Source organism: Salicibibacter cibarius, assembly GCF_016495725.1.
Lineage (GTDB): Bacteria > Bacillota > Bacilli > Bacillales > Marinococcaceae > Salicibibacter > Salicibibacter cibarius.
Genome location: NZ_CP054705.1, coordinates 3,308,913 through 3,322,789, shown reverse-complemented (window position 1 = coordinate 3,322,789; position 13,877 = coordinate 3,308,913). Strand labels below are relative to the sequence as shown.

Annotated in this window: 14 protein-coding genes and 1 pseudogene; 11 read left to right on the top strand and 4 right to left on the bottom strand. The window is 41.8% G+C overall.

Annotated features, from left to right (window positions below; all coding sequences use genetic code 11):
- Positions 1-435, top strand: a complete 435-nt coding sequence (locus HUG15_RS16880) for a chemotaxis protein CheW (RefSeq protein ID WP_200124206.1) — start codon at positions 1-3, stop codon at positions 433-435.
- Here the strand turns inward: HUG15_RS16880 and HUG15_RS16875 are convergent.
- Positions 429-746, bottom strand: a complete 318-nt coding sequence (locus HUG15_RS16875; RefSeq protein ID WP_200124205.1) for a hypothetical protein — start codon at positions 744-746, stop codon at positions 429-431. The genes HUG15_RS16880 and HUG15_RS16875 overlap by 7 nt on opposite strands.
- 95 nt (positions 747-841) lie before the next feature.
- Between HUG15_RS16875 and HUG15_RS16870 the strand changes: the two genes are divergently transcribed.
- The 3 genes from HUG15_RS16870 to HUG15_RS16860 all read left to right on the top strand — a co-directional run bounded on the left by HUG15_RS16870 (position 842) and on the right by HUG15_RS16860 (position 4,140).
- On the top strand, positions 842-1,633 hold the full coding sequence (locus HUG15_RS16870) for a polysaccharide deacetylase family protein (protein WP_246516376.1): 792 nt from the start codon (positions 842-844) through the stop codon (positions 1,631-1,633).
- Between the two features lie 116 nt (positions 1,634-1,749).
- The gene (locus tag HUG15_RS16865; protein ID WP_200124204.1) at positions 1,750-2,910 is read left to right on the top strand and encodes an FtsW/RodA/SpoVE family cell cycle protein; all 1,161 of its coding nucleotides are present in this window, start codon (positions 1,750-1,752) and stop codon (positions 2,908-2,910) included.
- 327 nt (positions 2,911-3,237) lie between these two features.
- Positions 3,238-4,140 (top strand): DUF2268 domain-containing putative Zn-dependent protease, encoded by a 903-nt coding sequence (locus HUG15_RS16860; RefSeq protein WP_200124203.1) that lies wholly within the window; start codon positions 3,238-3,240, stop codon positions 4,138-4,140.
- Between the two features lie 541 nt (positions 4,141-4,681).
- Here HUG15_RS16860 and HUG15_RS16855 read toward each other — a convergent pair.
- A pseudogene (locus HUG15_RS16855) lies at positions 4,682-5,817 on the bottom strand (IS4 family transposase).
- A gap of 125 nt (positions 5,818-5,942) precedes the next feature.
- Here HUG15_RS16855 and HUG15_RS16850 point away from each other — a divergent pair.
- The 7 genes from HUG15_RS16850 (at position 5,943) to HUG15_RS16820 (ending at position 11,543) form a co-directional block, all read left to right on the top strand.
- On the top strand, positions 5,943-6,974 hold the full coding sequence (locus HUG15_RS16850; RefSeq protein ID WP_200124202.1) for a S66 family peptidase: 1,032 nt from the start codon (positions 5,943-5,945) through the stop codon (positions 6,972-6,974).
- A 301-nt stretch (positions 6,975-7,275) separates the two neighbouring features.
- Positions 7,276-7,752 (top strand): nucleoside deaminase, encoded by a 477-nt coding sequence (locus HUG15_RS16845; protein WP_200124201.1) that lies wholly within the window; start codon positions 7,276-7,278, stop codon positions 7,750-7,752.
- A gap of 277 nt (positions 7,753-8,029) precedes the next feature.
- The gene (locus HUG15_RS16840; RefSeq protein WP_200124200.1) at positions 8,030-8,452 is read left to right on the top strand and encodes an organic hydroperoxide resistance protein; all 423 of its coding nucleotides are present in this window, start codon (positions 8,030-8,032) and stop codon (positions 8,450-8,452) included.
- 366 nt (positions 8,453-8,818) lie between these two features.
- On the top strand, positions 8,819-9,022 hold the full coding sequence (locus tag HUG15_RS16835) for a hypothetical protein (protein WP_211202251.1): 204 nt from the start codon (positions 8,819-8,821) through the stop codon (positions 9,020-9,022).
- A 102-nt stretch (positions 9,023-9,124) separates the two neighbouring features.
- Positions 9,125-10,084 carry a hypothetical protein gene (locus HUG15_RS16830; RefSeq protein WP_200124198.1) on the top strand — a complete coding sequence of 320 codons (960 nt, stop codon included), beginning with the start codon at positions 9,125-9,127 and terminating at the stop codon, positions 10,082-10,084.
- Between the two features lie 145 nt (positions 10,085-10,229).
- Positions 10,230-10,763 carry a hypothetical protein gene (locus tag HUG15_RS16825; protein WP_200124197.1) on the top strand — a complete coding sequence of 178 codons (534 nt, stop codon included), beginning with the start codon at positions 10,230-10,232 and terminating at the stop codon, positions 10,761-10,763.
- 360 nt (positions 10,764-11,123) lie between these two features.
- Positions 11,124-11,543, top strand: coding sequence for a cytidine deaminase (locus HUG15_RS16820; RefSeq protein WP_200124196.1), 420 nt, complete (start codon positions 11,124-11,126; stop codon positions 11,541-11,543).
- Positions 11,544-11,857: 314 nt separating this feature from the next.
- Here HUG15_RS16820 and HUG15_RS16815 read toward each other — a convergent pair whose 3' ends face one another.
- The gene (locus HUG15_RS16815) at positions 11,858-13,093 is read right to left on the bottom strand and encodes an ISAzo13 family transposase (protein ID WP_200124195.1); all 1,236 of its coding nucleotides are present in this window, start codon (positions 13,091-13,093) and stop codon (positions 11,858-11,860) included.
- Between the two features lie 324 nt (positions 13,094-13,417).
- Positions 13,418-13,816, bottom strand: coding sequence for a hypothetical protein (locus tag HUG15_RS16810; protein WP_200124194.1), 399 nt, complete (start codon positions 13,814-13,816; stop codon positions 13,418-13,420).
- Positions 13,817-13,877 lie beyond the last annotated feature (61 nt).

Sequence of the window (13,877 nt, the reverse complement as noted above, 5' to 3'; positions counted from 1 at the left end):
GTGACAACAGATACTGCTCAATGGAAAATCGTTATCTTTGAATTGCAAGGGGAGGAATATGGCTTAGAGGTCAGTCGTGTGCAATCGATTGAACGCATGCTTCCTCTGACTCGTGTCCCCGGGGCTCCCCGCCCTGATATTGCAGGGGTGATGAATTTGCGGGGGAAGATCACGCCTGTCATCGACCTCAGGCTCTGTTTAGGGGTTGAGGCTCCCCCTTATGATAAACAGACGCGTATATTGGTCGTTGTCGGAAATGATAGCGCAGTCTGCCTTATCGTTGATCGTGCAAATGACCTTTTGAATATTAATGAAACGGAGATAGAGGAAATCCCTGCAGCACATGAAAATGAAACCTATGGTTTTTTTCAAGGTGTGGTAAAAATAGACCAGCGGATGATCACGTTATTGGAGATTGATCAAGTGCTTCAGTGATTTTGTTGGCGAATGAATAAATCGGAAGCAAGCACAGCCAGCCAAATAACGGTTAATGGAATAAGGACGATGTATACATCGTTAAAATAGAAGGCAAGGGCGATGAGCAGCCCATTTAACACCCAAATATTATAGAACCAGCCCGTGGCAAGGACGGTGTAAAACAAAAAATATCCGATCAAGGAAATGCCAAAAAACGAAACGGCCATGACAAGAAAGGGAACCTCGTTCGTCCCTTCAATGCCAATGATAAGCGTACCAAGCGCCAGGCTAGAAATGAAGATAAAAAAGATGCGATCCCAAGCTCTCACAAACATCTTTCCTTTCCGGTTTCTTGCATTTTAACACATACAAACAAACTCCTTGTCCATACTAAGAAAAAGTTTATACGGAAAGGGGCAAGTTTGTGAAGAAAAAATGGGTTTTTTTCATTATGTTGCCTTTCCTATGCTTATGTATGGGATCAGGTGTGTTACAGGCCGATGATGACGAACCCCCGTCTTTGTGTGGCGGCAATGAGGAAGACGTTCGGGACCCTGACCCTGTTTCCATTGCTGAATTGCAAATGCAATTTCCAGGCATCGTTTTCTTTCAGGGAGACCCTGCGAGCAACCAGATTGCGCTTACGTTTGACGATGGACCTGATCCCCGTTTTACCGAGCCTATCCTTGATACCCTAGAAGCCTATGATGTCCCGGCTACTTTTTTTGTCATGGGGGCACGGGCGGAAGCTTATCCGGAATTTTTAGAGCGGATGGATGAGGAAGGGCACGACGTTGGCAATCATACCTTCTGGCACCCAAACCTGGCTGAGGAAAGCGTGGGGCAAGTACAGTGGGAAGTGGAACAGACGGAGGAGGTCATTGAAGATGCGATCGGGTATCGCCCGCGTCTGTTTCGCCCGCCGTATGGCAATATAACGGTAGAGCAGACGGAGCGGCTAGCGGCCTTGGATAACGTAGTCATCGGATGGTCGGTCGATTCCATGGATTGGGAACAAATCCCCGCGGATGAAATAACTGCGAATGTGTTGGATGCCACCGATGGCGGGGACGTCTTGCTCATGCATGACGGCGGTGATTGGACGCAGGAGATCCAAACGCCCGAAGCATTGGGTGACATCATTCCGGAATTGCAAGACCAAGGATATGAATTCGTAACGATATCTACGATGTTTGACATTCCGAAGGAAAAATGAAAGCATGAAGATCGGCTACATACAGTGGTCGGTTTTTTCTTTATTTGTTCATGTACGATTGTAAGAAATTGATGTATGATTGGAACAGAATTGAAAGATAAACAGGGGATGAAGACGTGAAACCATACAATAACGAAAAGCAATACGATATCAATATGATGTTCGTACTGTTCATTTTTGCTGTCGTGAGTTGTTTTTATGTCTATTTGGCTCAACAGCAGGAGCAATATGATACAAATTTTGTCATTATGCAAATCATATTTTATATCGTCGCATTTCTTATAGCATTTGTCATTTTACACTTTGATTTTGAGTATTATTTGAATTTGCATTGGATTTTTTACGGTTTTGGGTTATTTATGTTAGTCGTGTTGCTGCTTGCGCCTGACAGTATAGCTCCGGAAACAGAGGGGGCAACAAGGTGGTTTAACGTAGGCCCGGTTAACATTCAACCGTCGGAGTTTATGAAAGTGTTTGTCATTATTACCCTCAGTTCGGTTATTTATCGGCATAACAACATGTTCACGCCTAAAGAGTTCCGGTCGGATATATGGTTACTTGCGAAAATGGGAGCTGTTATTCTCCCGCCGATTATTTTATTATATTTTCAGCCGGACACGGGGATGATCATGATGATGTTCGCGATCGCCATCGGATTAACCTTAGTTTCCGGGATTTCCTACAAGTTGCTCTCCGTTTTATATGGCATTCCCGCGTTGTTGTTTGGCGCATTTATCGTTGCTTATTTTCGTTTTCCGGAGCTTGTGCAACGGTTCTTGTTTGACCATATGGCAGACTATCAAGCCAATCGTTTTCACGGATGGCTACAGCCGCTGGAATACTCGGATGATGGTTTCCAAGTAGCACAAGCGATGACCGCGATCGGATCGGGCGGCTTGACCGGAAGTTCCGAGCACAATGTCTATTTTCCCGAGGCCCATACTGATTTAATTTTTGCCGTTATTGGGATGGAGACGGGCTTTATCGGAACCGCGATTGTGATCACCCTTTACTTTATTTTGTTCTATCAGATTATGATGACAGCAATCCGTAGCCATCATAGCTTTGGCACGTATTTATGTGCAGGGGTCATTGCCCTTTTTACGTACCAAGTATTCCAAAACATTGGCATGAACATTGGCTTGTTGCCGGTGACCGGATTTACATTGCCACTAATAAGTTACGGGGGAAGCTCGCTGTTAAGCTCATTGCTTGCGCTTGGCCTCGTTCTCGGCGTTCGGTATCATTCGAAATCGTATTTGTTTGAGGAAAAATAAGAATAGAGGACGGCGCCCGGGATGCGCCGCAATAAAGAGGCCGAACGTCACGGACGTTCGGCCTCTAATGAGTTAATCGGGTCGTGGGTGACCCTCAGGTTGAACCGGCGAAATCTGAAGACGAAGATTCCCGCGAATAAAAAAGTTGTGAAACTTCATCCCCCTTGGATTTGAGTGTCTAAAGGGGTATTATATGGTCAAAGTAATATTAGATTATATCGATCAGGCCATTATGTTGAACAAGAATCATTTTATATTTGACCTTATCGTTACGTAAAGCTGTAGCCTAATAACCGAAGGTAATTTATAAAAAAAGAGTTGATCAAATTGAATACGTACAAAGTTGTAGATACATTAAATCAATATGATGAATTGCTTGAAATTCAGGATTTGGAAAAGCGAAAAGATTACTTCCGTTATGAAATGATGAAGCCATTTAAGCTAATGTGGGATTTAATTAACGTTCCCCTAAAAGCAAAAGAACAAAATGGCTATGACGTTGTAATAGCTTCAAAAATGCTTGGCTTTGCTGATGTTTCTGATGATAAAAGTATTAGAGAGGGATTGTCTATTCTAAAAGCCAATAATGCTTATACAGTTGCTGAAAACACGATTAAAAACTGCATAGATGAAGCCAATGGTGCAGGGCTGAAGATAAATGCAGAGGAAGTGAAATTTGGATTATATGTTTCCGATCCTGAAAAACTAAAACTGCAGAAAGGTTATACAGGGTTTGGGGGAATACCTGGATTTATCACGGTAAATATATATCCGAATGAGTATAATTTGCCGAAAATCCCGGCGGTTATAGCTCATGAATTTAATCACAATATCCGTTTTTCTTATTTTGATTGGGATCATGGAAATGTAACAGTAGGTGATTATCTCGTCATAGAAGGTCTGGCTGAATCATTTGCAAAAGAATTATACGGAGAAGAGCAAATAGGACCTTGGGTTACCAGCATGGATAAAGAGGAATTGGAGTATTCAACCGATGTTATTGATGAAGCCCTTGATGTAAAAGGATTTGCGGAAGTGAGCAGCTATATGTTTGGTGATGAAGTTGCTGAACAAGAAGGGTACCAACCTGTTGGCCTTCCTTTCTGTGCTGGGTATGCAGTTGGTTATAAGGCTGTTCAGTCCTATATGAAAAAGCATAATAAGACGATTTTCGAAGCAACTTTGGCTTCAACTGATGAAATAATTAATGGATGTGGCTTATTCTCTTAGTTAAACAATCAGGCGCGCTAATGGAATAGGAAAAGGGGATTAACTTGGAACAGGTTCAAGATGATGGATATACGCTCGAGGAGAATATAAAATTTCGCTTATATCTGGCTATGGTTCTTCTTGGTCTCTTAGAGTTTTCTCGCCCTATAATAAGGGAGAAATAAATGCTATATCTATTACCGAAATAGTGATTGGCATTGTTTTAATTATTGTAGGCATTCAATTGTTTAAAAGGCATACGCTGTTAAAGTTAAATGCAAAAAAGATGAAGGAATTTAGGTTTTTTACGTACTATTTGTTTCTTGGCATATCCGTTCCTTTTTTATGTTTGGCTTTCATGTAGACAGCGATGGAAACACGACGATACTTTCGGCTGTTATGACGGGTATTTCAGCTGTTTTATGGATTGGAATGTTTATCTATTTTCGTAGAAAGGTAAAAGCTATCGAAGTAATCGAGTAAAGTACAGTTATTCCGGAAAAAGACGTTTTAATTGAATGAAAATGAGCATTAAAGTTATGCCAGAAAGCACGCCTGTTGATTATCCATAATATGACACACCTAACCCATACATTCGTTTCCACTGTTCCAACATTACAGCCATTTCTGAAGCCAATCCACCGGCAAATTTTGAGCAAGAAGGTGTCTGGTAAACGTAATAAATGACAAACGCTTGAATACATGCATTTTCGCCGTCCGTTGGTATAACCAACGTAAAAGCACGTATGCAATGAGGGCTGCATAAAGCTGATTAAACACCGCATTGGGGGTGGTTCCAAACAGTGTGGGTACATTCAAATATTGTTTGATCCATCGAAAAAAGGACTCAACCGCCCAGCGTTCGCGATAGATATCCGCAATTTTTTCCGCAGAGACATACGTGAGATCAGTGACGACTCGGATGTCATTCCCGTAGTCATCATGGAAAAACACGACACGATGCCTTTTCTCGGAGCGAACTTGGGAAGAGCCGAGTTGACAAGTGATATCACGGGTCACACGCGACCCTTCCTTCTGCAGGCGTTTTAATGATTGAGGTCGAACGATTTCTACATTTTCCTTCATTCGGATGACAAACGATTGCTCGTCATCCATGAATCGATCAATACGCTTAATCTTAAAATAGGCCCGGTCTTCGACGAGCGTATCATCGGCATTGACCAATTGTTCGCCAACCGGTCCATCATGCTTTAAGGCATCGGTCTCTTCGACTTGGAGAGGGCTACCGGTTGAAGGCTTATGAGCCACGTGGAGCTTAACGCCCGAACGTTTCCCATGATAAACCGCCCAAGGAAGGCGACCCTCCCCCACGGTAATCGTCGTGGAGTCAATGACCAAAAGATCTTTGTCCAAATTCAAGGCTCGACGAGTGGTGCGATTGCACATGGATACGACCCTATGGAAGAGCTTTTTGAAAATCGTATACGGAACATGTCTGGCTTTTTTCGACAGAGCCGAGTAATCGACCTCCGTCAAGCCGTATGATCCACCTTCCGTGGCGGATTGGCGATAGCCGGTCCATTCATGGACAGAAGCACTGGTCAAATATTGAAGGAGCGTGAACACATCCAATTTTCGTGCTGTGTCGATATAACCTACCTTTTCTAACAAGGGCTTCAACTCATCATCAATATAAAGGTTTTGGAGCAAATTCGGGAATGTGATAGACTTATTCAAGAGAGACATCCTTTCTTGAGTGTTGCTTTCCTACCTACATTCTACGAAAGGATGTCTCTCTTTGTATAGATTTCCTTGTATTTTATTGGTAAATCAACAGGCGTGGCCAGAAAGGTGTTTTTCAGTTGTTAATAAAACCGGAAAAATTGAGATCAGGGGATAAAATCGCGACCATAAGCCCTTCTTCGGGAGCGGCAGGTGATTCAAATATTAGATGGCGCTATAATCAGGGTGTAAAAAGATTAGAAAATGTTTTTGGTCTGCAGGTTGTGCCTATGCCGAATAGCTTAAAAGGCTCTGATTACGTTTATGAGAACCCGCAGTCACGTGCAGAGGATCTAATGGCAGCGTTTAAGGATCAGACGATTAAGGGAATTATTACTAATATCGGTGGTGATGATAGCATTCGTTTACTGCCATATATTGATTTTGAAGTGATTCGCGAGAACCCGAAAATATTTATAGGCTATTCCGATGTAACGATCCCCCATTTGTTTTGCTATAAAGCGGGTATTGTCTCTTTTTATGGTCCGGCGATTTTAACCGACTTTGCTGAAAACGTGGAAATGGATCATTATACAGTGGAAATGATCCAGCGAACGCTTTTTTCGGATGAGAGGATTGGCAACATTCAACCTGCGAAAACATGGACGAGTGAGTTTCTGGAATGGGATGAAGCAAATAAGCAGCAACGACGTAAGATGCAGCCGAATTCGGGATATGAAGTGCTCCAAGGATCAGGCATTGCACAGGGGCGTTTGATCGGAGGTTGTATAGAAGTACTGGAGTTCGCTAAAGGAACAGACATCTGGCCGGATAACAACCATTGGGAAGACAGTATCCTTTTCTTTGAGACATCCGAAGAAAAAACAAAGCCGGAAATGATCAAACGCTGGTTGCGAAATTATGCTGCGCAAGGCATTTTGAAAAATGCCAAGGGGATCATTTTCGGCAAGCCGCAAGATGAGCATTATTACAATGAATATAAAGAAGTCATTCATCAAGTTATGAGTGAAAATGATCTGCTCGATTTACCGATTCTTTACAACTTAAATTTCGGCCATACCGAACCAAAGTTTATTTTGCCGTATGGCGCGATGGCCGAGATTGATTGCAATGAACGCACCTTTTCAATTTTGGAGAATGGCGTTGAATAAGGTATTTTTAATCAGCTTTTCGGTTACAGGCGTCACTCTACCGCAAACGATTCTGTAATAATAAGTATTGTTATAATCTTCATTTACTGAATGCCTTTATAATGATAACGGGTGTCTTGGCAAATTTGACCAAAATGAGGTTGTAAATCTATACAAGCTAACTTCTGTATTCAGCAAATGAGCACGCTAATGGAATAAAATTTTTGCGTACTGTCTGGGTTTTTTATCCAAACCCATGAAAAATACGGATTTTGACCGGAATATCGATGCAAAAAATAAACAGTATGAGGAGCATTCAATTATGATAAGTGATTCGGATTTGAAACATTTGCAACGTTGTATCGAACTGGCAAAAGCTGCTTTGGAGATAGGTGACGAGCCATTTGGTTCAGTCCTTGTCTCAGCCAATGGAAGCGTACTTGCGGAAGACCATAACCACGTTGCAAGTGGCGACCCTACCCAACACCCGGAATTTGCTTTGGCACGGTGGGCAGCCGAGAACATGACACCTGAAGAAAGAAGCGAGGCGACAGTATATACCTCGGGCGAACATTGCCCCATGTGCGCTGCGGCCCACGGCTGGGTTGGTTTAGGGCGGATCGTTTATGCAAGCTCGTCTGAACAGCTCGTACAATGGTTGGATGAAATAGGGGTTACTGGATCGCGCGTTCGTAATCTGCCGATCCAAGATGTTATTCGCGATACCACAATAGACGGCCCTATTCCTGAACTAGCGGAGCAAGTCCGTCAACTCCATCGCCAGTTTTACGCAAGGTGACGCTGAAGTAGTCAAGGGGTGTACGGTGTGCACGTTCGGGGGAAAGCGATATGTAATACAAGTCCTATCGGTTTATCCTCAAAAGCATTTAAGTTGTACGTTTCAAAACTGCTGTTTTCTCTTTAAACGAGAGTTATTTCTCCGACATCTGATTTCTTTACTTTGGATTGCCTCCGGCTTTTGAAATCTGACTTCCGTAAAACAGAGGTTTAAAACGTTGCGAGAACGTTAATATATAGAGTAGAACAAAATGAAAAGATAAGGAGACTTGATGTTCATGGCAGATAAAGTTTTTACAACAAAAGCAACAGCGAGCGGTGGAAGAGATGGACATGTTAAATCGGATAACGGTGTCATCGATGTTGACTTAAAGAATCCAAGCGGTGACGAAATACTATCGGAGGTTTCCAACCCCGAGCAATTGTTTGCTTCCGGTTATGCCGCGTGTTTTGATGGGGCCTTGAATTTAATGGCCAGCAAAAATAAAGAAGAGATTGAATCAGAAACAGAAGCGGCCGTGAGCTTGCTCAAAGATCCGAATGATAACGGTTTTCAGCTCGGGGTACAATTAAATGTATCCGTGAAAGGCGTCGATCAAGCAAAAGCGGAAGAATTAGTTGAAAAAGCGCATGGGTTTTGCCCCTATTCGAAAGCAACAAGAGGAAACATCGACGTCACGCTTAATGTAACGGCAAAATAATATAATGGGAAACGCGCCCGTTGATGGATCTTCCGTCGCGGGCTTTCCTATTTTATAAGACAAAAATACTGAATGTCATCCGATTTCCCTAGGCTTTCGTCCCTATTTTTGGAATAAAGACTTGATAATGCCGAGAGGTTAGTATACGTTTAAAAGAGGTAAAAAATCTTGTGTCATACTCAGCTATCCTATAAGGGGGTTTTTTCCATTCATGTTGGGAACATAGAAAAAACATCGGTTTGGTTACTTGAATCTATACGCCTGAACAATGTAAGGAAATCGGATATCCAATGTAATATATGCAAAAAAAATATCAAAAATAAATATTTAAAATTAGGAACACGCAGAGGTTGTTACTACTGTTTATTGAAATTTTTGAATCACACTAAATTTGATCGTTATCGAGAGAGAGTGAACGATGACCCCAAGAACCCCGGTATCGATACGGTCCAGTTGATGGCCGATTTACGGTTTATTATTCAAAAACGTTCCATTTCCGGTCTTGTTCGCGATGAGCGTCAGAAAGAAGAAGATGAGGAAGTGCAAAAGCTTGTCGATCAATATATATAAGCGCAGTGAATCGTGTGGTCCCCTTCGTGCAATATTGATGGAGGTGGCCATGTTGTTTTTCAAAAACGAACCATTGCAACTGAGGAGAGAGGAGAGTCGTTTATGAAGGTGGTGTGGCACGGCTTGTTGCTACTCACCGTTTTATTGCTCTCGGTTTCTTGTTTTCATACACCGGATGTTTCCAATTCGAATGATATCGATAAAGACGGCTCGGGAGAACAACCTGCACAAGATCCGGAGGATGACCATGAAGGAAATGCGGAAGCCGAAGTGGACGGCGAAGAAACGTTGGAATCATTTCTCTCTCATTATTTTGAGGCGATCAATCGTGGAGACGAGGAAGAAGTTGAGCGAATGAGTGATCTTGGGATCGGTGAACAAGATGTCCAAGATATTTTAGAAGAATTTGAGAATTTCCAGATGGAAAGTTTAAATATCCAACCTTTAGAAGAGGAGCAAACATCTCCTGTTCATTATTTTTATGAACATGACATAGGAGAAGCCGATATAGTAAGCGTTCTGTTGGAAGGGCACTATCAAGGAGGAGAAGGGGAGAAGTACGGAAGCGATGATGTGGTGATCCGCAAAGATTTATTAGTCATTGAACAGGCGGGAACTCCGGAAGTGTTTGGCACCTACATCCATACGCCGTTGTCTTCTGAACAATCAGCAGCCTCGCAGGGAGGGGAGCTTTTTACACCGGAAACATTTGTGGCAGAGTACTACCAGCGACTTGAAAATGATAATTATGACCAACTTTTTGAGTTGTTGTCCGAAACGTATCGGAATGATGAACTGCAAATGAATGCCAATCAATACGCAGAATTTTTATCCGATAGTGACATCCAATTTCAAGACGTGCATGTTACGATGGGTGAATTGTATGAGGAAGAAATTCAGGAAGTAGTCCCGGATTTACTATCGCACACGACAGATAATGATGATTACATCGTGCGTGTTCAGTATCGTCCCGGGTCCGACGAGCGCTTGTTTACTGAGGATGTCCTCGTATCCGATATCGACGGAGAATGGCGGATCTCTATGATCCATCGCTATGAATGAGCGGTCAAGAAGCAATGTTCCTGCCCATAGGTGCATTGCTTTTCTATTTTTTTAAGGGGGGAAGTTACCGTAATCGGATCATTTAACAGAATACTCTGCTTCAACTTATGTTCAGTCATAATAAAGACGACGGAGGATATACAACATGGATGTAACAATAAATAGCCCTTTACAACCCATTTTATTTCGTCAAAAAATTTTATTTGATGGCAAGAAAATGGGTTATTTAGCTACTGTAAATCTTTTTAAGTACGTTATTGGCAGAAATTCTTATAAGGTTAAGGTAAGTGATATCACTATTGCTTTAATCGAAAATAGAAAAGAAAACTGGAAAAGAAATTGGACTGTGCAACACCAAAGTAAAAATGCAGATAAAGAAAAAATAGGATCTATTAAAATGACTTCGAACGCAACAGATACCCTGACACATAACGCTACCTTTTTCGATATTGATTTTGAAAATAAGCAGCTGCGTGTGAAAAAGCCTTATATGCAATTGGGGAAAGCTGAGGCTTATTTATATTCCGAAGATGGCTCAAGGTTAGCTTATATCCGTAGTTCATATACCAAAAGACCACGATTTAAAAAAACTATGCATTTAGATTATGCAGAGAATTATTCCCATACGGAGCTTGCTTTCTTTATATGCATCCTTAATTTGGCACTTTACGAATCTTAAATCAAAAATGGTATCGAATAAAAGTTAAATGCCAGCATTTAATTTGCTTTGATATGAAGGGGTGAGGAATATGAATTGGGTTCCAGCGCTTTTTCAATTCATTTACATGGGGTTACCGTAGCTTTCGTAGCAGGTTTTGGTATATTAATCGTGCAGTGCATCATATTTATGCACCGAAAAAATAAACAATTAAAGGAATAAAAAGTGATGGTCGCAAGCACAAGAAGATTTAATCATTAAATAAGCGTGTTTGCTGAAGGATTGAGCTCTTCTAAAAAACAAGGCCATTTTAACGGATAAAACATATTTTAATTCTAAGTACAGAATCATGTTACGATGTTCGACAAAGGGGAAAGAGCAATGAATTTAGAGAAGAACTTATACAATTCAGTTGTTGAATTAATTGAGGAAAAATATCCGTCAGATTGGGGTGGTGCTGCAGCAGTGGCATTAGAGGATGGAACCATTTTAACAAGCATAGCACCTGAGGTCATTGTTGCATCTACTGAACTCTGTATGGAAACAGGGGCAATCCTTGAGGCTCATAAACTGGGTAAAAAGGTAACTCATTCTATATGTTTGGTTCGTGATGATGAGCACTCAGAATTCAAAGTCTTATCTCCGTGTGGAGTATGCCAGGAAAGGCTAATTTATTGGGGGCCAAATGTAAGGGTGGCAGTTAGTGTACCGGGAAATGAGGTAGTTTTCAAAACTTTATCAGAAGTACAACCCTACCACTGGACAGCAGCTTTTCCAGATGAAAATTTATTTGATGAATGAAAACCGGCAATCGGGCGCTTAATTTGAATAAGAATTATCACCTATTCCTCTTCAGATTATATAAAGTTTTGATTAGATAATGTATGATGCAAACGTGATGAGTGCAATCCCTGAAAATACAATGAATGAACCAATCCACCCTCAACGATTAAGGGAATTTAAGAAAAATAACAAGCCAATAATGGGGCGAGGCCGAATGATGAGGGATTTATTGTCATTCACACCCCACTCATCGTGTCAAATTTATTGATATTTAGGCTTACAGAACGAATATTAACGTGTGGACATACACCTCCCCTTTCCCCCAATTTTATTCACTGTGTCTTTAAGCCCATATATAACGCTGCCTTACACTGATGAGGGTGGATCTCCACAAACCATTTCCCGATCCCTTTGGCTCGATCAATCATCTTTTCATATTGATCCATTACGTTCTTTTCAACTTTTTTCCCTGTCTCATAGGTGTTTTCTTCAAGGGTGACAGAAGGGTGCTTCTTTTTCCAAGTCATACTCTCAGCGAATCCTAAAACCATCTCTTGTGTGTTCAAAAGGGCCCCGTTCCAATGTTGCTCAAGCACTGCCCACACCCTTTCAATTGGGTTGTATTTACTGTGATAGGGCGGGTAATAGGCTAAGATGACTTTGATGTCGTAGGTAGCCGCAAACTCAATCATTCTTTTCATGAATTGTGTTCGACGACTGTTATTTTCAGGACCATTATCGGCGTTTATGATGAGGGTATCCACCTCCTGTTGTGAACGCAACTTGTGAACATAGGCTTCGATTTGATCAGCGATTAAATCAGCTGTCACTTTCGATGCCGTGAAAGTGAGTTCGACATGCTCATTGGACATATCCAGGATTCCAAATAGTGATAAAAATGTCTGACCAAAATCATGATCTGCGGCCTCTACACGCACTCTACTTTTTCCACCTCTCGAAAACGGTCCGATTTTCACTCGATCCTTGGTATCAAAGGAAAGACGAACCGCATTGCTTTCTCCTTGATAAGCTTCATGAGTGGCGTGGAGATTTTCAAAGATCGCATCGGTTTCTTCGATTTTCTTGACCGGTTTTGTTTTCTGCACCTTCTTGAGGTGGTAGCCCAATTGATGGAGTTTGGTATTTAACGTCTGGTTGGTCGGCAAATCTGCATCTTGATAGCCTTTTTGGAGAACGAGTTGATCTCTGACTTCTTGAATGGTCATTCTTGTATACAGTTGAGTCGTGTTGAAACTGGGGTCGGTTTGGCTTTGGCCATCTACAATGGCTTGGATATCTTCTAACAGGTGAGGGAGATGGCCTTTTTCGACTTTCTTTCTACCCCTTGCTTGAAAAGCATCTGTGATTGGAAACCCTGATTCTAGCTCATAACTTCCTTTTCTTATCGTATCTCTACTCACATGAAATGTTTCCGCTACAGCTGTTTGTCCTCCATCTCCATAGGTTTTGGCGATCTTGGCTAAAGCGATGCGTTTATCGGAACTTTTTAATTTGTCGATCGTTTCTATCATAATTTCTTTGAATCCGTTAGATAATTTCTGTATCATGGTATCAGTATCCTTTGTTATATTTTTGGTTGCTGTTACTACCATTAAAACATATACAAAGGATACTTTTGTGTATATTACCATAATTGACTAATTATTTATTTGAACATCCCTAAATTTTTTTAAAAAGATACCTGCCAAGAGCGCCGATAGCAAAGGAATGTTGGACACTAGTGCGAGGTAGATTAATTACTCAATCATGGAGACATTTGGAAGTTTGGGAGTAGTTCGGGCGGCAACGCTTCTGGCCCCCTAACGGACAATTTACCGCATCATGGCGACCGAAAAAGCGGTCGGTTCTCGTGTTCGGTCGCCATGACCGCTTTATGACGACCGTAATGGCATGAATCGAAAGCGTTCGGGCGTCATAGCCGCTTCATGGTGACCGAAAAGGCTTGTATCAAAGATATTCGGTCGGCATGGCTGCCTCATGGCGACCGAACGAGCGATTGGCTTTCGTTTTCGGTCGCCATGAACTGTTTCATGATGAACTTTCATGAGTTTATCCGTATACTTTGTCCCTGTTTTATCGGGAAAGGAGCGTTTAAGTTCCTGTTCGAGTGAGTCTGGCTGTTTGCTCCAATCCAATTGCTCGTAAAGATCGGGAGCGAAGAATAACATGAATGGCTCAAATAAATCAGTGATTACTTTTTTCCAAAGGCCATCATGATCGAAATACGGGGCGGGTTTTTCTTGCACAAGTGTGGGCATCGCTATTGTCATTATTGTACCACATCCTTTGTGAAATGATGAATATCCACGGTAGGCTGACAAGGGGTTCTTA